31 protein-coding genes and 2 riboswitches are annotated in these 26,333 nt (G+C 48.2%); of the genes, 5 read left to right on the forward strand and 26 right to left on the reverse strand.

The genetic code is table 11. The features are described 5' to 3' along the window. Positions 1-60 precede the first annotated feature (60 nt). From KNP96_RS03035 to KNP96_RS03045, 3 genes are all read right to left on the reverse strand, one after another. Entirely contained in the window at positions 61-570 is a 510-nt protein-coding gene (locus tag KNP96_RS03035; RefSeq protein WP_088837681.1) for a GNAT family N-acetyltransferase, read from the reverse strand. Next, positions 567-1,433, reverse strand: a complete 867-nt coding sequence (locus tag KNP96_RS03040) for an NAD-dependent epimerase/dehydratase family protein (RefSeq protein WP_214768791.1) — start codon at positions 1,431-1,433, stop codon at positions 567-569. The genes KNP96_RS03035 and KNP96_RS03040 overlap by 4 nt, the downstream gene beginning before the upstream one ends. 124 nt (positions 1,434-1,557) lie before the next feature. After that, the gene (locus KNP96_RS03045; protein ID WP_029331252.1) at positions 1,558-1,908 is read right to left on the reverse strand and encodes a HesB/IscA family protein; all 351 of its coding nucleotides are present in this window, start codon (positions 1,906-1,908) and stop codon (positions 1,558-1,560) included. A gap of 116 nt (positions 1,909-2,024) precedes the next feature. Beyond that, positions 2,025-2,164, forward strand: a riboswitch (FMN riboswitch). A gap of 157 nt (positions 2,165-2,321) precedes the next feature. Between KNP96_RS03045 and KNP96_RS03050 the strand changes: the two genes are divergently transcribed. Beyond that, positions 2,322-2,888 (forward strand): ECF transporter S component, encoded by a 567-nt coding sequence (locus tag KNP96_RS03050; RefSeq protein WP_088837683.1) that lies wholly within the window; start codon positions 2,322-2,324, stop codon positions 2,886-2,888. 60 nt (positions 2,889-2,948) lie between these two features. Here the strand turns inward: KNP96_RS03050 and KNP96_RS03055 are convergent, their stop codons facing one another. Further along, positions 2,949-3,182 (reverse strand): YuzB family protein, encoded by a 234-nt coding sequence (locus KNP96_RS03055; protein WP_088837684.1) that lies wholly within the window; start codon positions 3,180-3,182, stop codon positions 2,949-2,951. Between the two features lie 92 nt (positions 3,183-3,274). On the opposite strand from KNP96_RS03055, the gene KNP96_RS03060 reads away from it, so the two are divergent. Beyond that, on the forward strand, positions 3,275-4,327 hold the full coding sequence (locus KNP96_RS03060) for an NAD(P)/FAD-dependent oxidoreductase (RefSeq protein WP_088837685.1): 1,053 nt from the start codon (positions 3,275-3,277) through the stop codon (positions 4,325-4,327). 350 nt (positions 4,328-4,677) lie between these two features. Here the strand turns inward: KNP96_RS03060 and KNP96_RS03065 are convergent, their stop codons facing one another. Next, complete coding sequence (locus KNP96_RS03065) at positions 4,678-4,980, reverse strand: DUF1462 family protein (protein WP_088837687.1); 303 nt, start codon at positions 4,978-4,980, stop codon at positions 4,678-4,680. A 109-nt stretch (positions 4,981-5,089) separates the two neighbouring features. On the opposite strand from KNP96_RS03065, the gene KNP96_RS03070 reads away from it, so the two are divergent. Further along, complete coding sequence (locus KNP96_RS03070) at positions 5,090-5,317, forward strand: NifU family protein (protein ID WP_012371190.1); 228 nt, start codon at positions 5,090-5,092, stop codon at positions 5,315-5,317. Positions 5,318-5,362: 45 nt separating this feature from the next. On the opposite strand, the gene KNP96_RS03075 is transcribed toward KNP96_RS03070, so the two are convergent. Together KNP96_RS03075 and KNP96_RS03080 are read right to left on the reverse strand one after the other, a co-directional pair. Then, positions 5,363-6,127 (reverse strand): TIGR01457 family HAD-type hydrolase, encoded by a 765-nt coding sequence (locus KNP96_RS03075; RefSeq protein WP_088837688.1) that lies wholly within the window; start codon positions 6,125-6,127, stop codon positions 5,363-5,365. A 6-nt stretch (positions 6,128-6,133) separates the two neighbouring features. Continuing rightward, positions 6,134-6,577, reverse strand: a complete 444-nt coding sequence (locus KNP96_RS03080) for a DUF86 domain-containing protein (RefSeq protein ID WP_088837689.1) — start codon at positions 6,575-6,577, stop codon at positions 6,134-6,136. A 155-nt stretch (positions 6,578-6,732) separates the two neighbouring features. Here KNP96_RS03080 and glpX point away from each other — a divergent pair, with 155 nt between their 5' ends. Then, entirely contained in the window at positions 6,733-7,713 is a 981-nt protein-coding gene (gene glpX, locus KNP96_RS03085; RefSeq protein WP_088837690.1) for a class II fructose-bisphosphatase, read from the forward strand. A 38-nt stretch (positions 7,714-7,751) separates the two neighbouring features. Continuing rightward, the gene (locus tag KNP96_RS03090) at positions 7,752-8,030 is read left to right on the forward strand and encodes a DUF3055 domain-containing protein (protein ID WP_214768793.1); all 279 of its coding nucleotides are present in this window, start codon (positions 7,752-7,754) and stop codon (positions 8,028-8,030) included. A gap of 47 nt (positions 8,031-8,077) precedes the next feature. Here KNP96_RS03090 and KNP96_RS03095 read toward each other — a convergent pair whose 3' ends face one another. The 19 genes from KNP96_RS03095 to KNP96_RS03185 form a co-directional block, all read right to left on the reverse strand. After that, on the reverse strand, positions 8,078-8,530 hold the full coding sequence (locus tag KNP96_RS03095) for a general stress protein (protein WP_214768795.1): 453 nt from the start codon (positions 8,528-8,530) through the stop codon (positions 8,078-8,080). Between the two features lie 85 nt (positions 8,531-8,615). After that, positions 8,616-8,984: a YutD family protein gene (locus KNP96_RS03100; protein ID WP_029331264.1), complete on the reverse strand. Its 369-nt coding sequence runs from the start codon at positions 8,982-8,984 to the stop codon at positions 8,616-8,618. 105 nt (positions 8,985-9,089) lie between these two features. After that, positions 9,090-9,989, reverse strand: a complete 900-nt coding sequence (lipA, locus tag KNP96_RS03105; RefSeq protein ID WP_088837694.1) for a lipoyl synthase — start codon at positions 9,987-9,989, stop codon at positions 9,090-9,092. Positions 9,990-10,053: 64 nt separating this feature from the next. Further along, the gene (locus KNP96_RS03110; protein WP_214768797.1) at positions 10,054-11,358 is read right to left on the reverse strand and encodes a bifunctional metallophosphatase/5'-nucleotidase; all 1,305 of its coding nucleotides are present in this window, start codon (positions 11,356-11,358) and stop codon (positions 10,054-10,056) included. A gap of 20 nt (positions 11,359-11,378) precedes the next feature. Continuing rightward, positions 11,379-12,221: a DUF72 domain-containing protein gene (locus KNP96_RS03115; protein ID WP_214768799.1), complete on the reverse strand. Its 843-nt coding sequence runs from the start codon at positions 12,219-12,221 to the stop codon at positions 11,379-11,381. 120 nt (positions 12,222-12,341) lie between these two features. Then, entirely contained in the window at positions 12,342-12,902 is a 561-nt protein-coding gene (locus tag KNP96_RS03120; RefSeq protein ID WP_214768801.1) for a dihydrofolate reductase family protein, read from the reverse strand. A 630-nt stretch (positions 12,903-13,532) separates the two neighbouring features. Further along, the gene (gene sufB, locus KNP96_RS03125) at positions 13,533-14,930 is read right to left on the reverse strand and encodes a Fe-S cluster assembly protein SufB (RefSeq protein WP_028105809.1); all 1,398 of its coding nucleotides are present in this window, start codon (positions 14,928-14,930) and stop codon (positions 13,533-13,535) included. Positions 14,931-14,962: 32 nt separating this feature from the next. Then, entirely contained in the window at positions 14,963-15,397 is a 435-nt protein-coding gene (gene sufU / locus KNP96_RS03130; RefSeq protein WP_029331275.1) for a Fe-S cluster assembly sulfur transfer protein SufU, read from the reverse strand. Further along, complete coding sequence (locus KNP96_RS03135; protein ID WP_029331277.1) at positions 15,387-16,610, reverse strand: cysteine desulfurase; 1,224 nt, start codon at positions 16,608-16,610, stop codon at positions 15,387-15,389. Before KNP96_RS03135 ends, sufU begins: the two co-directional genes overlap by 11 nt. A 1-nt stretch (position 16,611) precedes the next feature. Further along, a complete protein-coding gene (gene sufD / locus KNP96_RS03140; protein ID WP_088837698.1) occupies positions 16,612-17,889 on the reverse strand; it encodes a Fe-S cluster assembly protein SufD in 1,278 nt (425 codons plus the stop codon). Positions 17,890-17,907: 18 nt separating this feature from the next. Beyond that, a complete protein-coding gene (gene sufC, locus KNP96_RS03145; RefSeq protein ID WP_012371204.1) occupies positions 17,908-18,693 on the reverse strand; it encodes a Fe-S cluster assembly ATPase SufC in 786 nt (261 codons plus the stop codon). Positions 18,694-18,849: 156 nt separating this feature from the next. Further along, a complete protein-coding gene (locus KNP96_RS03150) occupies positions 18,850-20,076 on the reverse strand; it encodes an MDR family MFS transporter (RefSeq protein ID WP_214768802.1) in 1,227 nt (408 codons plus the stop codon). 72 nt (positions 20,077-20,148) lie between these two features. Next, positions 20,149-20,976 carry a MetQ/NlpA family ABC transporter substrate-binding protein gene (locus KNP96_RS03155; protein ID WP_214768803.1) on the reverse strand — a complete coding sequence of 276 codons (828 nt, stop codon included), beginning with the start codon at positions 20,974-20,976 and terminating at the stop codon, positions 20,149-20,151. Between the two features lie 32 nt (positions 20,977-21,008). After that, the gene (locus KNP96_RS03160; RefSeq protein ID WP_214768804.1) at positions 21,009-21,674 is read right to left on the reverse strand and encodes a methionine ABC transporter permease; all 666 of its coding nucleotides are present in this window, start codon (positions 21,672-21,674) and stop codon (positions 21,009-21,011) included. After that, complete coding sequence (locus tag KNP96_RS03165; RefSeq protein ID WP_214768805.1) at positions 21,671-22,693, reverse strand: methionine ABC transporter ATP-binding protein; 1,023 nt, start codon at positions 22,691-22,693, stop codon at positions 21,671-21,673. The genes KNP96_RS03160 and KNP96_RS03165 overlap by 4 nt, the downstream gene beginning before the upstream one ends. 78 nt (positions 22,694-22,771) lie before the next feature. Continuing rightward, a riboswitch (SAM riboswitch) is annotated at positions 22,772-22,878 on the reverse strand. 59 nt (positions 22,879-22,937) lie between these two features. Further along, positions 22,938-24,104, reverse strand: coding sequence for a bifunctional cystathionine gamma-lyase/homocysteine desulfhydrase (locus KNP96_RS03170; protein WP_088837703.1), 1,167 nt, complete (start codon positions 24,102-24,104; stop codon positions 22,938-22,940). Next, the gene (locus KNP96_RS03175; protein ID WP_214769062.1) at positions 24,097-25,020 is read right to left on the reverse strand and encodes a PLP-dependent cysteine synthase family protein; all 924 of its coding nucleotides are present in this window, start codon (positions 25,018-25,020) and stop codon (positions 24,097-24,099) included. Before KNP96_RS03175 ends, KNP96_RS03170 begins: the two co-directional genes overlap by 8 nt. Beyond that, positions 25,017-25,481 carry an S-ribosylhomocysteine lyase gene (locus tag KNP96_RS03180; RefSeq protein WP_088837705.1) on the reverse strand — a complete coding sequence of 155 codons (465 nt, stop codon included), beginning with the start codon at positions 25,479-25,481 and terminating at the stop codon, positions 25,017-25,019. The genes KNP96_RS03175 and KNP96_RS03180 overlap by 4 nt, the downstream gene beginning before the upstream one ends. Positions 25,482-25,484: 3 nt before the next feature. Next, entirely contained in the window at positions 25,485-26,123 is a 639-nt protein-coding gene (locus KNP96_RS03185) for a class I SAM-dependent methyltransferase (RefSeq protein WP_214768806.1), read from the reverse strand. Positions 26,124-26,333: the final 210 nt, after the last annotated feature.

The following is a 26,333-nucleotide window of genomic DNA, read 5'->3' on the forward strand; positions in this document are numbered from 1 at the left end:
CGAAACCCCCTCCCTCAAATTAAAAATCATCCTAATCAAAGTAGGATGATTAGAATGATGTTAAGACAGCGGAACGTTGAATCGTCGTACACGTGACCCGTCTTCTTTCATAAATGACTCCAGTTCTTCTCCGCCGTTCGCTTCGATGACACGTCCTGACGCGATGTTGTCTGCACTGCACGTAATCAAGACCGATTCTAGTCCACGTTCTTTTGCGACTTCAAGTGCTTGACGCAGACCTTCCGTCGCGTAACCGCGCTTCCGGGCGCTCGGCCGAATCCCGTATCCGATATGACCCCCGATTTGTTTTAAACCATCGTTTAAGTCATGACGGAAGTTCACAGCACCGACGATTTGTTTCCCGTCGTAAAACCAATAGGTCGAGTGCGTCACCCAGTTCTCTGGAGCCGTCAATGCCTCTTGTTCCTGCTCCTCTAAAAAGTCAGCGAGGGGTAAAAACGTTTTGCTGACGACACTCGGGACAATCGGTTCCCCGGATTGTTCCCATTCTGCCAAAAAGTCTAAATACTCCGTTTCGAGATGGACGGACGGTTTTACTAACGTAATCATTTGTGATTTCGTACCTCCTCTTCAATGAGTCGATCGAGCCACTCGTCGACGTGTTGGAATAAATAGCCGGCTTTTTTCGCTGCTGACGTATCCATGTAGAAATCACGTTCTGGCGCCAGTGGTGATTCATCGTCGCCCGTCGTCGCGAACGTTGATTCCGTTCCTGCGACACGGTCAATCTTATCCATCAAATCTTGAATCGATAACACCCCGTCACTCGCTGCATTGATTGGTCCTGTCATCGTCGAACGACCACACCATTCAAGGAACGAGGCCGCTTCATAGCTTGAGATATATCCCATTTTCGCATAGAGGTTTTCAGCCACCACAGGAGTCCCTGCGAGCGCACGTTTCACATGGAAGACGAGACGTTCCGTGTAATCATCCGGTCCTAAGACGACCGGGAAGCGAACGGCGATAACAGGAAATGTCGCCCGTTGAAAGAAATAACTTTCTGCTTGGCGCTTTCCTTCCCCGTAATCATGTTCCTGTTCCAAGTCATATTTCCCGAGAAACGGATTGAAATCCCGCTCTGAAAGATTTGCTCCTCCCCCGTCATAGACGGACATCGTCGACGTTAAGATGTAGCGTCCGACCTTTCCTTCGAATGCATCGACGGCAAGTTTTGCTTGATATGGATTAAAACAAATATTGTCGTAGATGATATCCCAGTTTTGACTCCCTAAATCTTTCATCGTACTGCTTGACGTCCGGTCCCCTTTAAAGAATGTCAAGCCCTTCGCGACAGGTGGCGTATGTTCCCCCCGTGTGACGAGCGTCACATCATCGCCGGCGTCAGCGAGTCGTAATGCCAGGCGTCTTCCAAAATAACGTGTCCCACCAAAAATCAACACTTTTCGCATCGATAGTCCTCCTTAATGATGACGTACTCATTCCGTTGCCCTACTGTCTTCTCTACCCGATTCTTAAAATCCTGTATCTCACGAAAAAACAAAAAAACGCGGACTCTGAGGTCCACGTTGTGAGTTAGCAACCACCGGGTGTCCCGGCGTTCGTCGCTGTTCTGAATGATGTCCCGCAGCCGCATGTCGCGATTGCATTCGGATTCGTGATTGTGAATCCGCCACCAAGCATCGATTGTTTATAGTCAATTTCTAATCCTTTGACGACCGGATAGTCTTTTTCATTGACGATGACATTGACGCCATGTTGCTCAAATGTCAGGTCCGTCTCCTTTTGGCTATCGAAACCCATTCCGTAGGAGAGACCACTGCATCCGCCACCTTGAACGAGCATGCGGAGATTTCTTTCATCGTCCGGCGCTTGTTGCATCATCTCTTTGACTTGAAGAGCAGCTGCTTCTGTTAATTGGATCATGTAATCACCTTCCCTTTTTCTATAGTATACGCAACTTTACGTAGATTCGAAACCTAGTTGCTTGAAACTATCTTGAATTCGTTGTATAAATGAATTGTATCAAAAAAATTAAATCGTTCCATCTTCAGGGCAGGGTGAAATTCCCGACCGGCGGTAAACAGACTTTTGTCTGAAGCCCGCGAGCGAATAGGGCGCTATTTGCTGATTCTGTGTGACTCAGGAGCCGACAGTATAGTCTGGATGGGAGAAGATGGCGGCATGTATATAGACTTATTCCGATTTTGCACATTTCGGATAGGCTTATTTTATTGCGGACTTCTCCCCTGTTGAATCTTATTCAACGGGGGTTTATTTTGGACGCAGTCATGCCAATACTTCATCGAGAGGAACGAAAAAAAGGAGATTTTACTCGTATGAAACGCACTCAAAAAATGGTCACACTCTCAATGTTAGGTTCAATTTCATTTGTTCTTATGTTACTCAACTTCCCACTACCCTTTTTACCGAACTATTTAAAAATCGACTTCAGTGATGTCCCGGCGTTGATTGCTGCTATCATGTTCTCACCGGTAGCGGGTGTAATCGTCGAAGCATTGAAGAACGTTCTCTATTATATTTTCCGCGGAAGCGGTGTTCCGGTCGGCGAACTTGCAAACTTTGCAGCGGGTGTTGCTTTCATTCTTCCTGTCAGCTGGTTCTACCATAAAAAGAAATCAACGCAAGGTCTTGCAACCGGCTTAGTCGCAGGAACCATTACCATGGCACTTGGACTTGCGATTCTCAACTATGTTTTGATCCTCCCGGCATATGCTTGGTTCTTCGGGATGGACTACATGCTTGATCCGGCTGTCAAATGGACAACGATCATCGCTGGTATCTTGCCGTTCAACATCATCAAGGCCCTCTTCATCTCAGCACTCTTCATTCCGCTGTTCTTAAAATTAAAACCTTGGATCAACCGTCGTCAACAAGCTGCATAAGTCCTAGGCGCGCCCGCCGACCGACAAAATCCCCCACTTCATTTGAGGTGGGGGATTTTTTTAGAGTTCATTTTCTTCGATTTTAGCGTAGATGTTTTCTAACAGTTCTTCCGGTGTCTCTCCGATGACGGTCTGGCCGTCAACAAGACAAAAATGGTCAAGCGAGCAGATGCCGCAGTAGCCAAGACAACCATACTCGACGACATCGACATTCGGGTCGCGTTCGAGTTGTGACATGACGACTTGGGTCCCTGCCGCTAAGTTACTGATACAAAATTCAATAATGGGATTCACTTTTTTTCCTCCTTTAAGCAGGAATTTACCTTCCTCTTGTCGTATTATACAAGGTCAGACTGATTTAGGGGAACTAAGGGGGATTTTAAGTTATGAAGCAACTAGTCGTTTTAGGTGGCGGATATGGCGGAATGCGAATTTGTGAACGCTTCAAGGATGAAGAGGTCGCCGTGACGCTTGTCGATCGATTGCCGTATCACGCACTAAAGACCGAGTATTACGCTCTTGCAGCAGGTACATTATCCGATCGTGATGTCCGGATTGAATTTCCGGAGGGGAAACATCTCACATATAAATATGGGCATGTCGTTAACATCTCGCCAGAGACGAATTCTGTGTTCTTGCAAGACGGGACAGAACTTTTTTATGACGATCTCATCATCGCATTAGGTTGCGAAGATAAATACCATAACATACCGGGTGCTCAAGAGTTTACTTATAGCATTCAGACACTCGAAGAGTCACGCAAAACGCATCAAGCGATTTGTGGACTGTCGCCCGGCGCGACGGTCTCGATTGTCGGTGCCGGTCTCTCGGGTGTTGAACTGGCAAGTGAACTCCACGAAAGTCGCAAGGACTTGAAGATTCGTTTATTCGATCGTGGTCCATCTGTCCTATCGTTCTTATCTGATAAAGTATCCTCTTACGTTCAGGAATGGTTCGAGGAGCATGACGTCGATGTCATCAACAATTCGAACGTCACCCTCGTCACAGCAGATGATGTCCGCAACGGTGAGGACGTCTATCCGACGAACTTAACGATTTGGACAGCCGGAACGCAACCCGTCAAAGTTGTCCGTGACCTCGGATTTGAAGCAGATAGCGGCGGACGGATTAAACTAGCGGAGCATCATCACGTTCCGGAATACGATAACTTGTTCGTCATCGGTGATTGCGCGAGCCTCCCGTATGCACCAAGCGGACAGCTCGCAGAGCATCAAGCGGATCAAGTCGTTGATGTCCTTGAAGCGAAATGGGCCGGAAAAAAACTTCCGAAATTACCGGAAATCAAATTACGCGGCATGCTCGGGTCACTCGGAAAATCAGATGGATTCGGAATCGTCATGGGTAAACAGGCCCTGACGGGAAAAGTGCCACGCCTTCTAAAATCAGGTGTCTTATGGAAACATAAAAAGATTAAATAAACGCAAAATCCCCAAAGTCCATTTAGGCGCTTTGGGGATTTTAGGCTGTATACACCACTTATGTAGAGTAAAGAGGCTTACATGCCTCTGCTTTCTCCTCACCTTTTCTTACACCGGCCTAAAAAGCTTTTCATTTCGTTGACTCCTGCGGGAAAAAGCGCGTTTTTTCGCGCTGCCGAGAGGCAGGCAAGACCCTGCTCGTTGTCCGCCAGGATCAAGGGGCTTGCGCCTCGCCCGAGGAAAGCAACGAAGAAGAAACAATCTTTGATCACCCCATACTACTTTGTCTACACGCTGAAACCCCCAAAGTCCGCTTAGGTACTTTGGGGATTTTTAAACGTCAATGAAGTTTACTGCGCAGCCTGATTCAATTTCAGATCAATCGCACGCGTGACTTTTTTCAGTTGAACATACCCTTCGTCAATCATTTCGCCATCGAGTAAGACGAGTGGGTAAAAATATTCGTCGTCTTTTAAAGCATCCACCCAACTGTCACGTGTCGTCGCCTGTTCAAAATCGACGTAAACAAATGTTAACTCCGTTTCATATTTCCGTCCAAGTACAGCCTGTAACCAGCTGAACGTCTCTTCCGAACTCGGTGCCCCGACACAGCTCGGACACGTCACAGCTGCCCCATATACCTTGATTTCCATCAGATATCCCCCTTCTTCCGTTTACTCTTTCTCAGTATACAAGTTTTCCAGATTGAGAACATTTTTCAACCCTGTTACAATGAATTTATAAGAAAGGATGTGTTTACGCATGGAAATGTTTGATCAAGTGAATGAAGTCCTCGAAAAATTGCGTCCGTTCCTTCTTCGTGATGGAGGAGACGTTGAGCTCGTAGATGTTGAAGATGGTATCGTTAAACTTCGTTTGATGGGAGCTTGCGGCAGTTGCCCAAGTTCGACAATCACATTGAAGGCTGGTATCGAACGTGCCCTGCTTGAAGAAGTAGCTGGCGTCGTTGAAGTAGAACAAGTCTTCTAATTCGAAAAAACCCCCGATGACATCCGTCGTCGGGGGTTTTTATGGTTATAAAATCCACTCGGCAAGCGAATCGACCATGTACGTCGGCTGAACATCCTGCCCTTGAATAAAGACAGGCGTATGAACACCCGAGTTGACATGCATCGTCCGAATCCCACCATTGATTCCGAATAAGATATCCGTATGGTAGTTGTCACCAACCATGATGACATCTTCCTTCGCAAGACCAATCATTTCAGCAGCGATGTTGACCATGACCGGTTCCGGTTTCCCGATGTAGAACGGCTCTTTTTCTGTCGTCACGCGTAAAACCGACGTCAAGGCACCGTTTCCTGGTAAGAAGCCGCGTTCTGTCGGAATTGCGATATCGCCGTTCGTCGAGATGAATCGTGCTCCTGCCCGAATCGCCAGTGCACCGATCGCTAACTTCTCATACGTGATTTGACGATCGAGTCCGATGACGACGTAATCCGCATGCTCATCGGCAACGACTTGAAGTCCTTGTTGTTCTAAGGCATCGAGCAACCCGTGTTCACCGATCGCATAGACATTTGCACCTGGGTCGAGTTCTGCGATGTAGCGACCTGTCGCCATCGCACTCGTTAAGACATGTCCTGCATCGGAATGAACGCCCATGCCGCGTAGTTTTTCAGCGACGGCTTCTGCTGTCATCGATGCATTGTTCGTCACGAACAGGTACGGCACGCCTTCTGCTTGCAAGCGATTGACAAAATCAACGGCTTCTTGAACAGGTTCTGTTCCGTTATACATCGTGCCGTCTAAATCGAATAAATAACCTTTCGCTTTCATCCTGACTCACTCCTCGTTTGGTAAAAATGCCGAGACGGGTCCGAGTTCTGTCTCTAAGTATTGACGGACCGCGGACGGAAATCGACGAAGCTCTATTTCTTCTTCGCTCAAGACCGTCCGGACTTCTGCTGTACTCGACTTCGTAAACTCACGGACGATCGGTGTCCGCAGTGCGACGATTCGTTTTAAGCTCGTCGCGAGTTCTGCGTCAATCACCCGCTCGTCTTCTAAAATCAATACGATATCTTCATAACTTCCCGGATCACGCATGATGAAACCATCAATCATACTATTTCCGATATCAATGATACTTTCGATGACTAAAAACCCGATCCGTTCCAGCGCTAAAGCTGTCGTCACCGCATCCCCCGTTAACTCTTTGCTTTGACGAAGCGCTGTCTCGAAACAAATCACCGTTTGTTCAATCTTTTCCCGATTCACGAAATACATCTAGCATTCCCCCTTACATCTTCCATTTTAGACCTATCGGCGGTCCATGAAAAGTAGAAACGCCATTTGCATCACATTCCTCAATGTGTTATCCTCAATTTAGATTTTTACCCAAAATAGTATGTCACATTAAGTGACTTGGAGGTTATTTATACATGGAACGGGAACTTGCATTAGAAATCGTCCGCGCAACAGAGGCTGCTGCCCTCGCATCTGCAAAATGGATTGGTCGTGGGAAAAAGAACGAGGCAGATGATGCCGCAACGACAGCGATGCGTGAAGTCTTGAATACGGTCAATATGACAGGAACAGTCGTCATCGGAGAAGGTGAACTCGATGAAGCACCGATGCTGTTCATCGGCGAACAACTCGGCACGACAAATGGTCCGATCGTCGACATCGCAGTCGATCCGCTCGAAGGCACGAACATCGTCGCAAAAGGACTCGGTAACGCCATGGTCGTCATCGCTGTCGCAGACCAAGGCGCACTCTTGCATGCTCCTGATATGTACATGGATAAATTAACGGTTGGTCCGAACTTAAAAGGACATGTCTCGCTCGACGATCCACTCGAAGTCATCATTGAAAAGGCAGCTGAACTGAACAATAAACGGATTGAAGACGTGACGGTCATCATGCAAGACCGCCCCCGTCACGACCACTTCCGTGAAGCCGCTATGCGGATGGGCGCCCGCGTCCGGTTATTCGAGGACGGCGATGTTTCTGCCGGAATCGCCCCCCTTTCACCGGCAACAGGCATCGACATCTTCATCGGAACGGGCGGTGCACCGGAAGGCGTCATTACCGCTGCTGCTGTCAAAGCAATGGGTGGCGACATGCAGGCACGCTTACACCCGATGGATGACGAAGAGACAGCCCGTGTCATTCGGATGGGACTTGCTGATCCGTTACAATTGTTGACGCTCGACGACTTAATCAAGAGCGACGATTGTATCTTCGCGGCGACAGGTGTCACGACCGGTGAAATGCTCGACGGGGTCAAGTTCATCACGGACGATATCGTAGAGACGACGTCGCTCGTCATGCGCTCAAAAACACGGACCATCCGTAAAGTCATCGCGGAACACAGTCTGTCGCGCAAACCGTACTTGCAAAATGTTCCCCAAACCCTTTAATCTGAAAAGAGACTAGGAAATGAGGGACTTTACACGTCATGATGGAAGAACGCGATTTTTTATATGATGATGTCGAACAAACGAAAACACGGTTTATTTGCTGGATTGGTGAAACGAGCCGGTTCGATTTAGCAATCACGCACTCGGAACATTTTTTCGGAAAGATTTTAGTGCTGAATTTACTCTCGAACCGCTTCGCAATCATCGGTGCCGATGATTTTGACGAACCGGGTTATATCGCTCATGCCTTCGACCTCAAGGAAGACGCAGCTGATGAACTCGAACGGTATTTAAGTGAATACATTGGTCTCACATGAAAAAAAGCAGCTCCATCCGTGAAGGATGGAGCTGCTTTTTAAGCATTTTAGATGAGACGATCATTGCGTTCATTCAGTGTATTCGGTCCACTGAACACATTCGTATTGTCTGAATCATCATGAGCTTTACGCTCTGAATGCTGATCTGCCTCGTCCCCGACGAGCAAGACGAATTGATGGTCTTCGACTGCTTTGTTTGCACGGTCGACATCTTCTTTACTTAAGCCACTCGCTTGCAACACATCTGTATGCGTCGTCGAAGCAGCTTCTTTCTTTTTGAAGATCCCTTTGATCTCATGCCATAGGTTCATATGCTCTTCTTGCGACAGCTTCGTTGACGTCTGGTGATTATGCAAATCTGCCATGTCTTCGATTTGATCTAAGTCATAGCGGTCATGGGCAACGACTTTTAAGTCCGTTGAAATGACTCCGGCGACACGCAAATCATGAACAGCACTAACGATTTCTGGCACAGTTTTATAAATCCCGACGATTCTCATGGATGGTTCCCCCTATAGGTACGTGATACTTATAGTAATAGCCGAAATCAGCCCATCAGAAACGTTTTTAAATATGTCTTTTTGATTACTGTGCTTCTTCAGTCGGAGAAAATTTACGTTTAAGCTTCAACGTATTGGCCGAAGATCCGTCGAAGCGAGGTGGTGCTTCTTCTCCTTCTACCGGCTCCATCCGCTTGACGATGAAATAAGCACAGCCGAAATTACAGTATTCATATAAATAATCCGCAACATGCGAAATCTTCGTATCAAACGTCGCCTTGATGTGATCGTCATTATAGAAGCCACGTAGTCGAAGTTGACCGTGCCCCCAATCTCCGACGATGTAATCATATTTTTCGAGGACATCACTGAATCGTCCGATGAAAGCTTCCTCATTGAAACCTTCACGCTTTTCTTCGACGATTTCATATCGTTCGCGATTGACTTGTATCATTTTTCCACCCCCTGCTTCTATTATCATAGCATATTCATTTCTGAAAACGAATCTCCGCGCAGACGAAAAACCGTCCCAGTCGGCTACTGAGACGGTTTCATTTACTCAATCGATTGGTAAAGCAGCTTTATTCTTTTTCGCTGCGTTGACTTGTTCATCCGCATGATAAGAAGAGCGGACGAGTGGACCGGCTTCACAGTGTGAGAAGCCTTTGCCAAGCGCAATTTGTTTTAGTTCAGCAAATTCTTGTGGTGTATAGTATTTGATGACATCCAGGTGTTTTTTCGTCGGTTGAAGATACTGACCGATTGTCATGATATCGACGTCGTTCGCACGAAGATCATCCATCGTCTGTAAAATCTCTTCCCACGTTTCACCAAGTCCTAACATCAAACTTGATTTCGTCGGGATTTCGGGAGCAAGCTCTTTTGAACGGCGAAGGAATTCGAGTGTCCGGTCATACGTTGCTTTTGCACGGACCGTCGGTGTCAAGCGTCGAACCGTCTCGATGTTATGGTTCATGATGTCCGGTTTCGCTTCAATCAAGGTTTGGAGCGCATCAAAGTTTCCACCCATATCAGATGGCAAGACTTCAATCGATGTCTCCGGGTTCATCCGTCGTACTTCACGGACCGTTTCGGCGTAAACTCCTGCCCCGAAGTCATTCAGGTCGTCACGTGCTACTGCCGTGATGACTGCATGTTTCAAGTTCATCAGACGAACCGATTCTGCGACACGTGTCGGCTCTTCTAAATCGAGTTCATTCGGACGTCCTGTCGTCACAGCACAAAAACGGCATGCCCGTGTACAGATACTCCCAAGAATCATAAACGTCGCTGTCCGGCGAACGGCCCAACACTCATGGATGTTCGGACACTTCGCTTCCTCACAGACAGTATGTAGCTTTTTTTCTCGCATCATACTCTTAAGCTCTGTGTAGGTCTCGTTCGTATTCAACTTGATTTTTAGCCATTCTGGTTTCCGTTGAATCTCTCCTCTAGCCATAAATACACTTCCCCCTTCATCCCCCAAAAAAGTCATTTATTTTCTGTTTCAGTATACCAAACAATTATCGTTTAGGGGCATGCAATTCAGTGAATTCTGACTTCTCCGATAGCCGGTTAAATAGCAAATCTCGTAAAAGCTCCGGCATGAAATACTGTTTCGGCATGTCTTTGATTGCTGGGAAGAGAGGTCCAAACGTAAACATGTCTGGCATCGCGACCGTGTAGTGCGCCGACTCGTCCAGTGTGGCTAAAACGGAGTCACGTCCTGCGTAATGCATTTTCCCCATCAATTTCCCGCGAAAACCGAGTCCACGGACTTTTAACTGTTCAAACTGATTCGTTTCGACTTCTTCCATGAACGTCATCAGTTGCCGTCCTGTCATCGTGACGTTACACGGATTGATGGGATGCGGACATAACCGGTGCAGGTCGAAGGAAGAGACGGGACCCGGAGAGAGCGAACCGAGCAACATACCAGCCGGGACACAAGCGATATCGGCTTTACACCAGTCCTGCATCGTGTCTGCTAACAGTTGGGAGAACGGTGACGGACTAAACCAGTCATTCGCTAGACCTGATGTCCTGCCAATCGGTTGTTTCATCACTTTTTCAGCCGCATATTGTTCACGGTCGAGTAATCCGGAACTCGCTTCATCCGCCGCATAGTCGTGGAGCGGGTGCAAGACGGCTTCTTTTTCACCAGTATCCGTGTTGAGATAAATCTCACCTGCGTATTGACCGTGCTTACCGGCTTGGGCAATCAAGACACCATTCTTGACGACACCATCGTCTAAGACATGATGCGTATGGGCTCCGATGATTAAATCAAGCTCCGGGAACCGTTCTGCCAGTTCCTCATCCTGATAAAACCCAAGATGACTCAAACAAATCAGGACGTCGACCTGTCCGCGAAGCGACTCGATTTCACGCGCTGCTGCTTCGAACGGGTCTTCGATTGTCCACCCGAGCAACTCATACAATTCATAGTAAGGAGCCGTCAGACCAAAGACTCCGACGTTACCGGTCGGAAGTTCCTGAATCATGCCAGACTTCGCGAACGGTGCTGTCATATTCGAGACGAGTACAGGGAACGTCGCTTCTGTATAGAGTGCCGCAAGCCAGTCATGGGGAAACGTGATTCCTTCATTGTTTCCGATCGTCACGGCAGTCGGTGCTAACTCATTTAAGAGATGGGTATTGATTTTTCCTTGCGTCGCTTCCGTCGCCGGTGCGACACGGTCTGCATGATCCCCTAAATCAAAGACAAGGGAGTCGTACGTCCGGTGTTCCTTGATGAACGACATATAGCGAGGCCACATATCAAAGTGTGAATGAAGATCATTATAATGGATGACGTGTAACTTCACGCTCAAAGCCTCCTCTAAAATTAAAACAACGAGATTTGCCGGGGAGCGAGTTCATAATCGAGATTAAGGATCTCAATCAGACGTTTCGCATTCGGCGCGGCATCGCCTGCTGAATTGTTATTAAAGAAAACATACACGTCTTTCGCTTGTCCTGCAAGCGTCCGGACATGTTCTGCTAATTCTTGTAATTCTTCTTCCGAGTACCGGTATAAACAACGGACCTTCCGCCAGTCGTCACTGCTTTGCCCCGGCTTTTTCAGCCAGCCGTTTTTGTTCCGACCATGCAAGCGGACGAACGCTGTTTCTTGCGTGACGACAGGAACAAACGGGACGGAACCGTCTTCCGTCTGCGGCTCATCACAAATCGTATGAATGAACTGATGCTCTGCTAAAAAACGAAGTGTCCGTTCCCGATATTCGTCGGAGTACCAGGACGGATTTCTGAATTCGATCGCAACCGGGAGTCCCGCAAGCGATTTACGAACAGTTTGCAAGTATTCAAGGTGAACTTTACTAACGTCGAACCAAGGTGGCAGTTGGACGAGGATCGCCGCAATCTTCCCGCTCTTTCGCATCGGCTCAATTGACGCAATATATTGTTCGAAAATCGGACCGAGTGGATCTTTATTGTCCCGGTCATGCCCGCTCATCGCCCGGTGTACTTTGACGATGAAGCGAAAGGCGTCCGGTGTTTCTGCGACCCATTTTTGATAGTTTCGTTCCGGTTGAATCGCATAAAACGTCGAATCGATTTCGACTGCCGGAAAATGTCCCGCGTAGGCAGCCAGTTTTTCTTTTCGGTCTTGCGGTGTCGGATAGAGGCTATCATGATCCCCCCAACCGGTCACGCCGACATAAATCATCCGCTTATCCCTCCTTACGACAAAAAAGACCTATCGCTTTTTTTGACGCAGGCTTTTTTGCACTGTCTATTTTCTTATCATATCACAGCTAAATCGAAAACTTCTTCTCGAAGATTGTCGTCAGCGTGTTCGTTCGTATCGAAGGACAACACAGCCGGAAGAAGCAAAGTGCCGTTGTTCGACAAGCCGTAAAGCAAGTGATTGGTCGAGTCGTCCAAACATCCGTTTTCCGCCTCCGAGCAGGACAGGATAGACGACAACATGGTATTCATCAATCAAGTCACGTTGCATGAATTGTGCAGCAAGATTTGCGCCACCGACGGATATCCGTTTGCCGGGCATCCCCCGTAAACGTTCGACTTCTTCTTCAATCGTCCCTGTTGCAAGCCGGGCATGCCCATCGACCTGCGTCAATGTCCGGGAGAAGACAATCTTCTCGATTCCTGTCCAAATCAGTGCATAGTCACGAATTTCTGCGACTTCTTCCGTATCGCTTACGTTCGACCAAAACGGATGCATCATTTCATATAATTTCCGTCCATAGAAATGTGTATCAAACTGTTTTTCGTAGTCATTGAAGTAACGATGGAGTTCCTTGTCAGGTGTAAAGGGGAGTAAGCCTTGCCCATCTTCGAGATAGCCGTCAAGCGATGCTTGAAATGAGTAGACAATCGGTCGCATCGGTCATCCTTCCTTTCGAGAGAACTGTTTCTTACTCTCTACCCGTTGTCGGAAAGAACAATCAACAATACCCCAGTAAAATAAGACCGTATGCCAGACGGATAGTTCGTGTTATCCGACACGCTTTCCCTTCTCGAATCACATCTTGAAAACACGTTGATTCTCGTGACTCCTACTGGAAAAAGCGTTCAGCGGTAATCGCTTTAGCAACCAATCTGACTTTCGTTAAAGTCAGCTACTGGAGACAAATGCTGTCTTATGAAGATTGAAGAGCCGACATCACCATACTGCCGCGTCGCGCTTCCATGTCTCGACTCGCCTTACTCTGCGGCACAACCTAAACAAAGCTTCTCTTTTTCGTTGACTCCTACGGGAAAAAGCGCAAGGCAACTTGCGCTGTCAGAGGCAGGCAAGACCCTGCTCATTGCCCGATAGGTCAAGGGGCAACGGCTTGCCCCTCGCCCGAGGAAAGCAACAGAAAAGGAAGAAGCTTATTCTTGTCTAATCCGGCTTCGCCTAAAAAAGTACGAGAGCAGATTTTAATCTAAACGAAATCACGCGCCTCACCCGATTCCTAAAGGAAAACGGATAAAGCGCGTGAGGAGTGTAAAATTCTTTTTCGGAGTTAGATTATCCGATTGAACCTTCCATCTCGAACTTGATGAGACGGTTCATTTCGACCGCATATTCCATCGGCAATTCTTTTGTGAATGGCTCGATGAAGCCCATGACGATCATTTCTGTTGCTTCTTCTTGTGAAATCCCACGGCTCATGAGGTAGAACAATTGTTCTTCCGAGACTTTCGATACTTTCGCTTCGTGTTCAAGCGAGATGTTATCGTTGAGGATTTCATTGTACGGAATCGTATCCGACGTCGATTGGTTATCCATGATGAGTGTGTCACATTCGATGTTCGAACGCGCTCCGGTCGCTTTACGGCCGAAGTGGACGATTCCGCGATACGTAACTTTCCCACCGTGTTTAGAAATCGATTTCGAGACGATCGTTGACGACGTGTTTGGCGCAAGGTGGATCATTTTCGCACCCGCATCCTGGTGTTGCCCTTTACCCGCGATGGCAATTGATAATGTCATCCCACGTGATCCTTCACCTTTTAAGATGACGGCTGGGTATTTCATCGTCAATTTCGAACCGATGTTACCATCGACCCATTCCATCGTCGCGCCGGCTTCACAGATCGCACGTTTCGTCACGAGGTTGTAGACGTTGTTTGCCCAGTTTTGGATCGTCGTGTAACGGCAATACGCGTTTTTGTTGATGAAGATCTCAACGACCGCCGAGTGAAGCGAGTTCGTTGTGTAGACCGGTGCCGTACATCCTTCGACGTAGTGCACAGATGCTTCTTCGTCAACGATGATGAGCGTCCGCTCAAATTGACCCATGTTTTCCGAGTTGATGCGGAAGTAGGCTTGAAGCGGCGTATCCATCTTGACGCCTTTTGGTACATAAATGAACGATCCACCCGACCAAACCGCTGTGTTAAGGGCAGCGAATTTGTTATCTGTCGGCGGAATCAATTTACCGAAGTACTCACGGAACAAGTCTTCGTTCTCTTTGAGTGCTGTATCTGTATCTTTGAAGACGATCCCTTGATCTTCAAGTTCACTCTTCATGTTGTGGTAAACGACTTCTGATTCGTACTGTGCCGAAACACCTGCCAAGTACTTTTGTTCTGCTTCCGGGATACCGAGTTTGTCAAACGTACGTTTGATTTCTTCCGGTACTTCATCCCATGATTTTTCAGCACGTTCCGACGGTTTCACGTAATACGTGATGTCGTCAAAACGAAGATCTGATAAATCGCCACCCCAAGCTGGCATCGCTTGTTCGTTGAAAATCTTAAGCGATTTCAAACGGAAGTCGAGCATCCATTGTGGTTCTTCTTTCATTTTCGAGATCGTTTCGACGACTTCTGTCGTCAAGCCACGTCCAGAACGGAAGATCGAGATATCGCGATCGTGGAAACCATATTTATAATCGCCAATTTCAGGCATGTTCTTAGCCATGTTCATTTCCTCCTCTTACTTACTGACCGAAGTTACTTGCCTTCTTCCACGCCACGTTCGAGCGCTTTCCAAGCAAGTGTCGCACACTTGATACGTGCTGGGAATTTTGTCACACCGGAAAGTGCTTCTGCGTCCCCAAGATCAAACTTCTCATCATCATAGTCTTTCCCTTGAACCATCTCAGAAAAGATTTCTGCGAGTTGTAATGCTTCTTCGACCGTTTTTCCTTTGACGATCTGTGTCATCATCGACGCGGACGCCATACTGATGGAACACCCTTCGCCGTCAAACTTCGCATCTTGGACGATATCGTCTTCGATCGCGAGCTGTAAACGAATCGTGTCTCCACACGTCGGGTTGTTCATATCGATCGTCACGCCTCCCTCGATCGCACCGCGATTACGAGGAGTTTTATAATGATCCATGATCACTTGACGGTACAAGTGATCGAGATTGTTAAAATCCATGACTGAAATACTCCTTCGTTTGACGAAGTCCTGTCACTAAGGCATCGACTTCTTCTTGCGTGTTATACAAGTAGAAGCTTGCTCGTGCCGTTGAACTGGCACCGAGCCAACGCATCAGTGGTTGTGCACAGTGATGACCGGCGCGGACTGCGACGCCTTGCATGTCGAGTACCGTCGCGACATCATGTGCATGGACATCGCCGAGATTGAATGTGACGAGACCGACACGTTCTTCTGGACCATAAATCGTTAATCCATCGATTTCACGCATCTGTGCCATCGCATACCGGGCGAGTTCGCGTTCATGGGCTTCGATGTTCTCTAGACCGATTTCTTCTAGAAAATCAATCGCTGCCGACAGACCGACTGCCCCCGCAATGATGGGTGTACCGGCTTCAAAACGGTACGGTGATGGTTTGAACGTCGATTCTTCAAGTCCGACGTAATCAATCATCTCGCCTCCGAATTCGACCGGTTCCATCGCATTCAGTAATGCTTTTTTACCATATAAGACGCCGATTCCTGTTGGTCCACACATTTTATGGGCAGAGAACGCCAGGAAATCACAGTCGAGATCGACGACGTCAATTTTTTGATGCGGTGCACTTTGCGCTGCATCGACGACCATGACGGCACCGACGGCATGCGCGAGTTGCGCCACTTCTTTGATTGGATTGATCGTACCGAGGACGTTCGAGACATGTGCCATCGCAACGACTTTCGTCCGATCGGAAATTTGTGCTTTGACGGCTTCAATCGTCACGCGACCATCAGCTGTCAAATCAACATATTTCAATTTTGCTTTTTTCTTTTTCGCGACTTGTTGCCACGGAATGAGATTCGCATGGTGCTCAAGATAGGTGACGACGATCTCGTCGCCTTCTTGCACATGCTCCATTCCGTAACTGGACGCGACGATATTAATCGCCGTCGTCGTCCCACGGGTAAAGATAATTTCTTCATGGTGTTGCGCCTTGATGAAACGACGTACGTTCTCACGCGCACCTTCGTACGCATCCGTCGCTCGTGTTCCGAGCGTATGGACGCCACGGTGCACATTCGAATGAACCGTCTTGTAGTAGTTGTCGATCGCTTCGATGACGACGAGCGGCTTTTGTGACGAAGCCGCACTATCTAAATAGACGAGTTTCCGGTCATTAACCTGTTGGTCAAGAATCGGAAACTGATTGCGGATGGATGCATCGATTCCCATATTAGTTTACTTTCCCTTCAATCACTTGAACGAGACGTTCCTTGACGGAGTCAATCGCAAGCTCAGAGACGACAGGTTGTAAGAAACCGTGAACGACAAGGCGTTCTGCTTCTTTACGTGACAACCCACGGCTCATCAAGTAGTAAAGTTGAAGTTCGTCGACACGGCCGACAGATGCCGCGTGTCCTGCCATGACATCATCTTCATCGATCAAGAGGATCGGGTTCGCGTCACCACGTGCCTTTTCAGACAACATGAGCACACGTTCCGTTTGGACTCCGTTTGATTTCGACGCACCATGGTGAATCATTGACGTTCCGTTGAAGATCGACGTCGCCGAATCTTTTTGAACACCGTGAATCAAGATGAATCCTTCCGATCCTTTACCGAAATGATCTGTCCGGACGTTGAAGTTTTGTTTTTGATCGCCACGACCGACAGTAACGGCTTTCGTATCTGAGAACGAATCGTTCCCGACGAGATGCGTTTTCGTTTCTGTGATCGTATGTCCGTCATTCATGTGACCGAGTGCCCATTCGAGCTTCGCGCCTTGTTTGACGACACCACGGCGGTTCATATACGTGACAGCACCTTTCGCAAGCGTATCAACGCCTCCGAAAAGAACTTTTGCGTTCGCTTCGACGAACACTTCCGTCACGACGTTGACGTTATGTGCTTCTTCACCGTAAGAGACGAAGCTTTCGATATACGTCAATTCGCTGTCTTGATCGGCAACGATGATTGCGTGGTGGTAAAGTGCGCCGCCTGCTTGTTCGAGCGTATAAATCGCTTGCATCGGTACTGTCAGCTTAACGCCTTTAGGTACGTACAAGAATGTTCCGCCGTTCATGAGCGCTGCGTTGAGTGCTGCGAGACGGTCTTCATTGACGTTGACGCCTTCTGTCATGAAATACTTCTCAACGAGTTCCGGATGATGCTTCATCGCATCCTCAAGCGTTGTGAAGATGACACCGTTCGTTGCTTCACTGTTTTGCGCATGGACAAGTTGTCCGTTACGCGTGATCAACATATGGTCACGGTTTTCACCGATTAATGTTTCGATATCCGGCGTGAGACCTGTTGCTGTCTCAAGATCTGCTGTGCCTTCTGTGAAGTTCCAGCCACCGATTTTAATTTTTTCTACTTTTGGCAATGCGAGCGTTGGGGCAAGATCAAGTGCATCTTGGCGCTTAGAAATCATCCAAGCGGGCTCCCCTAAGCGAGTCGCACGTTCTGCCACTGCCTCGCGATTTACGGCAAGATTCAGTTCTACAGTCATCATGCTTCCTCCCTCGTCTTACGCTTTTGTTTCGATTTCGACTTCTTCGATGCCGAGTTCTTTTTTAACCCAGTCATATCCTTCTGCTTCAAGACGGTGTGCAAGTTCTTTTCCGCCAGACATGACGATTTTTCCACCCATCATGATGTGGATGAAATCAGGCTCGATGTAGTTCAAGAGACGCTGATAGTGCGTGATGATGAGGCAACCGAACTCAGGTGAACGCATTTCGTTAACACCTTTTGCAACGACTTTAAGTGCATCGATATCAAGACCTGAATCGATTTCGTCGAGGATTGCGATTGCTGGTTTCAGCATCGTCATTTGAAGAATTTCGTTCCGTTTTTTCTCTCCGCCTGAGAAACCTTCGTTGAGGTAACGGTGTGCCATTTCGCCTGGCATTTCAAGAAGTCCCATTTGCGCGTCAAGTTGACGGATGAACTTCATGAGTGAAATTTCATCGCCTTCTTCACGACGTGAGTTGATTGCTGAACGAAGGAAGTCAGAGTTTGTAACACCACTGATTTCGCTTGGGTATTGCATGGCGAGGAACATTCCTGCTTGCGCACGTTCGTTAACTTCCATCTCAAGAACATCTTCTCCGTCGAGTGTGACTGATCCAGATGTTACTTCATACGTTGGGTGACCCATCAATGCAGACGCGAGTGTTGATTTACCTGTCCCGTTTGGTCCCATGACCGCGTGGATTTCGCCGCCTTTGATTTCTAAGTTAACGCCTTTCAAGATTTCTTTGCCGTCGATTGCGACGTGTAGATCTTCAATCTTCAAGTGTGAAGCCTTCATGTAGAATCCCTCCATCTATTCATTTCGTGTCTGACGATTCAGTTCACGAGAGTTACTAATTTAGTATCATTCTAATCTTAATGAATCATACCACATTATTCAAGCGTCATCGCTCATGGTTTTTTCTCAAAATGAAGCCTTTTAGTGAGAATGACTTTAAAGTGATACGACTTCTTTCTCTTCTTCCACCTTCGTTCGTCTGTGAACCCGCTGTGACAGTAAGAGCAGTGGTATTCCGAGTAATGTCAAGAGGGCTAAGCAACCAAAAATCGGCAACGGACGATCGGCGCCAAAATAAAAAAGTAATTGTCCGCCGATGACCGGTCCGATTGACTGACCAATCGATGTTAAGCCCATCGCTCCGAAATAACTGCCCCGTAATTCCGGTTTCGCAAAACTATCGGTCAAAATATCCGTCATCGTGAACATCATCACTTCCCCGCACGTGAAGATGAACATCGCACCGATCATCAACCAGACCGTTCCGGCATTCCCCATGACGAATAAACCGAACGCGACGGTCGCAATCCCGACCGTAATCGAGACGAGCGGCGACGTCTTCATCCCGAACTTCATGATCGGGTACTGGACGATTAATACGGTCACGGCATTAATCGTGATCAATAAAGCAAACAAACTAGTCCCACCGGACAGTAACGTCGTCGTCGTCAAAAATTGCGGCAACGTCGAGTTGAACTGACTGTAGCCGAGAATCCCGAAAATGATACCGGCGAGGGCAAACGTGAAAGCGACGTCCGTTTTCAACAGTTGAACCGTTGCGCCGAACGAAACTTTTTTCCCGCCGTGACTCTCTGTGATCGGATACCGCTGAAACAGGATAAAAATCGCAATCCCGTACGCGAGATAAACAAAGGCTGTTATATAGAAGGTAATCGCTGTATTGCCGGCACTGAGCAATAACGCAATCCCCGGCCCGATCGCAGCCGCGACATTGATCATGGCGTAACGGATGTTGAAGACGAACAGTCGATTTTTTTCATCCGTCGTGTCACTGATCAGGGCGCGGGCGGATGGTTCGAAGATGGAGCGAAACACGCCGTTCAAGGCACTCAAGGTAAAGAACGCCCAAAACGTCTCGACCTGTGCCAAGGCGATGAAGACGAAAACGAAGCCGAGTGTTCCGGTCAGCATCATCGTCCGGCGCCCGTAACGGTCAGACAAGGTCCCGCCGATGAAACTCATGACAAGACTCGAGACGGCTGAAATACTGAGGACCCAGCCGACATCGACCGGGCTGAACTTCAGCACCGTCGATAAATAAATCGCAAAGAATGGCATCGTGATGAACGTCCCGAGCCGTGAGAAAAATGTTCCGAGCAGGACGCCGATCGTCAGCGGATGTAACTGTCGTAAACGGTGCACCTAGAATCCCCCTTCAACTAAAAAAATAATGCATCCTTCCATTATATAGGAAGAATGCATCATTCGAGTGAATTATTTGCTGACCGGAACGACGGCCCCTTTATATTCTTTCGTAATCCAATCCTGTGTCTTTTTCTCGTGTAAGATATCGAGCAATGCCGTCACACGCTCGTCTTTTTCATCACCTTCACGCGTGACGATGATGTTGACGTATGGTGAAGACTCATCTTCAAGGGCAATCGTGTCTTCTAACGGGTTCAAACCGTTATCAATCGCGTAGTTCGTGTTGATGAGGACAGCATCGCCTTCATTGTTTTTGTACGCTTGCGGCAAGAGTGACGCTTCGATATTCGTTTTGAACTCAATGTTCTTCGGGTTTTCCGCGATATCGCTAAGCTGAGCATCTGTCGTCTTACCGTCTTTCAACTTAATTAAGCCTTCGTTTTGGAGGAACGTCAAGACACGTCCACGCTCCGCGACGTTTGAGCTCGTCAAGATCGTTGCACCTTTCGGTAACTCGTCGAGCGACTTATATTTTTTTGAGTAAACGCCGAGCGGTTCAACGTGGACGCCGCCTGCATTTTCAAATTTATAAGATTTGTTCTCTTTTTCCTGTTGCTCAAGGTACGGAACGTGTTGGAAATAGTTCGCATCGATTTCTTTTGCAGCGAGTGCCTTGTTCGGCAACACATAATCTTGGAACTTTTTGATTTCGAGTTTGTAGCCTTTTGCTTCATACTCTTTTTGAACGTGCTCTAGGATTTCAGCATGGGGAACGTTTGAAGCACCGATGACAAGTGTCTTCGCGTCGTCTCCTGACGATTCCTCTCCGCATGCTGCAAGGCTGACGGCTAAGACGGATACGGCTGCTGTACCTACGAATTTTTTCCAAAGTTTCATGAATAATTCCTCCCAAGTTAACTAAAATAGTATTATCGTTTATCGATGGCTTTTACGAGCAGGTCACCAATAATTTGAATGATGAAGACGATGACGAGAATCAACAATGTCGCGATAGCGATGACATCGTTTTGAGAACGCTGGAATCCTTCGATATATGCCATATCCCCGAGTCCTCCACCACCGATTGCCCCGGCCATTGCCGTGTAACCGACGAGCGCGACGAGCGTAACGGTGATACCCGAGACGATTGCCGGAAGAGCTTCCGGAATCAACACTTTATAGATGATTTGGAACTTCGTCGCTCCCATTGATTCCGCTGCTTCGATGACACCTTTGTCGACTTCACGGAGTGCGAGTTCGACCATCCGCCCGTAAAACGGTGCCGCCCCAAGAATCAGTGCCGGAAGTGCTGCTGTCGGCCCTAAGAACGACCCGACGATGATGAGTGTAATCGGAATTAATAAAATCAACAAAATGATAAACGGAATTGAGCGGAAGACATTGACTAAAAAGCTGAGCACGGAATACACTGCCCGGTTCTTAAACAACAAGTCTTCATTCGTCGCGTATAACAACAGACCGATGACCAGTCCGAGAACAAATGTCGCGATTCCGGCAACAACTGTCATATAGACGGTACTGCCAGTCGCCGTCCAGACCATTTCCCAATCAAGGTCGTTAAAAAATGTACTCATCGGTGATCCACCTCCACTTCCACGTCACTCGCTTGAAGCTTCGCGATGACCGCTTGTGTTTCATGTGCCGCACCAATCAGTTGGATGAACAACGTTCCGAGTGCACCGTCTTGCGTCTGTCCGACGTTCCCGCCAATGATATTAAATAATAAGGTCGAATCTTTCATGACTTCTGCGAGGATCGGACTTTCTGCTGTCGAACCGACGAATGTCAGCTGGACGATTTTCCCTGTCGGATAGCGCTCACGAAGTTTCGCGAACGTCAACTCGTTTTCTGTAGACGACGTCAGTTGTTTGACGAATTCTTTTGTCATCGCTTGTTTCGGATGCCGGAAGACTTCTGAAACAAGACCCTGTTCGACGATTTTTCCGGCCTCCATGACGGCGACCCGGTGACAGATTTTTTGAATGACGTGCATCTCGTGTGTGATCAAGACGATCGTCAGTTTTAGTTTTTTATTGATGTCGACGAGTAACTCTAAGATCGAGTCCGTCGTTTTCGGATCAAGGGCGCTTGTCGCCTCGTCACATAATAAGACGTCCGGGTTTGATGCCAGTGCGCGGGCAATCCCGACGCGTTGTTTTTGTCCACCGGATAGTTGTGACGGATAAGCGCCTTCGCGACCGTCGAGTCCAACGAGTTGAATCAGCTCGGAGACCCGTTCTTTCCGGCGTGCTTTCGGATATCCGCCGAGTTCGAGCGGGAACATAATGTTTTCTTCGACCGTTCGTGACCAAAGCAAGTTGAAGTGCTGAAAGACCATCGAGACATTTTTCCGGACGCCGCGTAATTCTTTCGGTCGTAACGTCGTCATCTCGACACCGTCAATTTGAATCGAACCGCTTGTCGGTGCTTCTAACATGTTCAGCAGGCGAATCAAGGTTGACTTCCCTGCACCGGAATAACCAATTATTCCGAAAATTCCGCCGCGCTCAATCGTGAGATCGACGTTTGCGACAGCTTCGACTTCGCCGCGCTTCGAGCGATAAATCTTTCCTACATCCTGTAAACGAATCACTACTGTCCCTCCTAAACATAAAAAAAGTGCGCACGTTTTAGAGCAAACGCGCGCACTTTCAGTACACAAAACCATTTGCTCTCATCTTGCAGACGTTCGTCTGCTGGAATTAGCACCACTTCGGAAATAAATTCCGCGGTTGCCGGGTTTCATCGGGCCAGTCCCTCCACCACTCTTGATAAGAGTTATCGGTATTTAGTTGTTTTTAATATATTTTGAATATTAGCAGGGGTTATTTTGCTTGTCAAACAGTTTTTTCAGAAACTTTTTCGAGCAAACTGAAAGCATGCGTTAAATCTTCTTTCAAATCCTCTGCATCTTCAAGTCCGACCGAGATTCGGACGAGACCATCCGTGATGCCGAGTTCCGCCCGACGTTCTGCTGGAATCGATGCATGTGTCATCCGTGCCGGAACGGAAATCAAACTTTCGACCGCCCCTAAGCTTTCAGCAAGCGTGAAGAAGTGTGATGCTTCCACAAGTTTCTCTGCATTTGCAGCTGAACCGACATCAAAGCTGATCATCCCGCCGAAACCAGTCGCTTGTTTTTGCTGGATCGCATGACCGGGATGCGATGCAAGTCCCGGGTAGAAGATGTTCGAGACGACGTCTTGCGCTTGCAGGAAGCTGACAAGTTCATGTGCTGTCTCTTCAATCGCTTCCATCCGGATACCGAGCGTCCGTAATCCACGGACAAGCAGGAAGCTGTCTTGCGGTCCGAGAATTCCACCCGTCGAGTTTTGGATGAAGTGAAGTTCTTCGCCGAGCGTATCATCGTTGACGACGACAAGCCCTGCGACGACGTCCGAGTGTCCGCCGATGTATTTCGTTGCACTATGCAGCACGATATCTGCCCCAAGCGCGATTGGTTGTTGCAAGTATGGTGTCGCGAACGTGTTGTCGACGACGAGCTTCAAGTCGTGACGACGCGTGATGGCTGCGATCGCTTCGATGTCCGTCACTTTTAATAACGGGTTCGTCGGTGTCTCGACGTAGAGCATCTTCGTGTTGTCCTGAATCGCCGCTTCCGTCGCGCTGAGATCCGTCGTATCGACGAATGTCACTTCGATGTTGAACTTCGGTAGGACACGTTGCATCAAGCGGAACGTTCCGCCGTAGACGTCGTCCGTCATGACGATGTGGTCGCCAGACTGAAGCAGATTGAAGACAGCATGGATCGCCGCCATTCCTGATCCGAACGCGAATCCACGGACGCCTCCTTCAAGATCAGCAATCAATCGTTCGATGCTCGTCCGCGTCGGGTTTGCTGTGCGCGAGTACTCATACCCGTCTTTTAATTGACCGATTTTTTCTTGCTTATATGTGCTCGTTTGATAGATTGGCGGTGTAACGGCACCCGTTGCCTTGTCTACACCCGTTCCTCCGTGAATCAACGCTGTTTTTTTACGCATGTGTCTCGTCCACCTTTTCAAAGATTTGTTGGCTCAAATACCGTTCTGCACTGTCTGCGAAGACGGTGACAATCGTACTTCCAGGATGGCGCTGGGCGATATCGAGCGCCGCGGCGAGTGCCGCTCCTGCTGAACTGCCGACGAGTAACCCTTCACGTGCCGCCAGTTCATGGACCTTCGTAAAAGCATCCGAATCAGAAATCGTATGAATTTCATCGACCAGGTCGCGAGAAACGAGACTTGGCCATTTAGCTGTCCCGATTCCTTCTGTTTTATGCGGTCCGGCTGACCCTCCGTTGAGGACGGAGCCTTCCGGTTCGACGATTGCCCCTTTTGTCCCGAAGCGTTCTTTTAAGAAAGCCGTCGTTCCGGCAAACGTTCCACCTGATCCGCATCCGGCGACGAACCAGTCGATGTGACCGAGTTCCGCCACAAGCTCCGGACCAAGTGTCCGCTGATAAGTGACCGAATTTTCTTCGTTTTCGAATTGGAGTGGCACATAACTGTTCGGAATCGTTTGTCCGAGTTCTTTTGCCTTATCGATTGCGCCTTGCATATCGAGTTCAGTCGGCGTGTTGACGACAGTCGCGCCGAGTGCCCGCATCAACGTCTGTTTCTCTTGACTGAACTTTTCCGGGACGACACAAATGACTTGTAAGTCATATTTTTTAGCGGCGAGCGCCAAACCGATGCCGGTGTTGCCGGCAGTCGGTTCGATGATCGTTCCGCCTGGAGTCACGTACCCCTGTTCGATTGCGGCATCAACGAGTTGGATACCGAGGCGGTCTTTGACGCTGCCCCCAGGGTTCATCCATTCGAGCTTCGCCAAAATCCGCGTACCAGCAGGCAAATCGAACGAAGTAATCTCGTACAGTGGCGTATTTCCGACGAGGTCTCGGACTGACTTCGCGATCATCCGAAGACGATGTCCCATTCGTCGCGACCGGCAAGCATTTTCTCGGCATAGTGCTTCGCTCCTTTAAGGTCATGTGCGCTCGCAAACCCACATTGCGTTTCGTTTTGTGCCGGAATCACTTCAGCCGCTAAGACGTCGTTCAGTGTCTTCTCGACCAGTTCACTCATTTTTTCGACTGAGTCAAAGTTCATCATCGCCATGTAGAAACCAGTTTGGCAGCCCATTGGCGAAACATCGATGACGTCGTCCGAATAGTTGCGGATGTTTTCAGCAAGTAAATGTTCGAGTGTGTGCATCGCACGCATCGGCATTTGCTCGACGTTCGGTTGTGTGAAACGAATATCATATTTGACGACTTGGTCGACTTTACCTTCTTTATAGCCTGCTACACGAATATATGGTGCTTTGACTTTCGTATGGTCCAAGTTAAAGCTTTCTACGTTCATTTTTTTGATTGTCATGATTTATTCCCCCATTTTCTCGGCTTCTACGAGCCAGACGAAGTGATTGTATTGTGTGAATGTCACGTCAAATCCGCGTGACGTAAAAATCTGTTCCATGACTGGAATCAGTGGATAAAATTCGCGTTCTAAATCTTCTGCAAGGTTGTCAAACCCTTGAGTTTTTGCTTCTGCAATCGTTTCTAGACGTGCTGCCTCAGAAACGAACATCGTATCGGCATAGACGATTTTTCCGTCTGCCGGTAAAATCGCTGCCATCAAATCGACGGCCTGTCCTTTTTCTTCATCCGTCAAATGATGAAACGCATAAGTCGAGACAAAACTTTTTGCCTCTGCTGCTTCAAACGATAAGAAATGACCATCTTGAACAGCCAGCGCCGGAATTTTATTGATTAAGATGTCGCGCATTTCCGGACTTGGTTCAATCGCCAGCACCTGCTCATGACGCGCAAGCAAACGTTGCGTCAAGTTGCCTGTTCCTGCGCCAAATTCGGCAACAGGTGACATCGCTTTTTCAGCGACCGTCTCTAATATTTCGTCATAACGGCGAAAGACTTCTTTGTACTCCGGATCTTGCCCCGTTACTGTGTCGTCGTAAGATGACGCCCACTCTGTAAATACATCCATGAAACGTACTGTCATGCCTTTTCGTCCTCCGCATCCCGCTTTTAATTCCGACTAATCGGATATGAATTAAAGTATTTTTCCTTAATCGCATTGTAGCAGGGACAATTCTGATTAGCAAGGCGACAGCTTCAAAATCTTTCGGAAACAAAAAAAAGGCGTTGCCGGAGAACCGACAACACGAATAATGTGGTTAGAAATGCAACGAAGGAAAACCCAGCTCTGATG

Origin of the sequence: Exiguobacterium sp. s133 (assembly GCF_018618595.1) — a bacterium.
GTDB lineage: Bacteria > Bacillota > Bacilli > Exiguobacteriales > Exiguobacteriaceae > Exiguobacterium_A > Exiguobacterium_A oxidotolerans.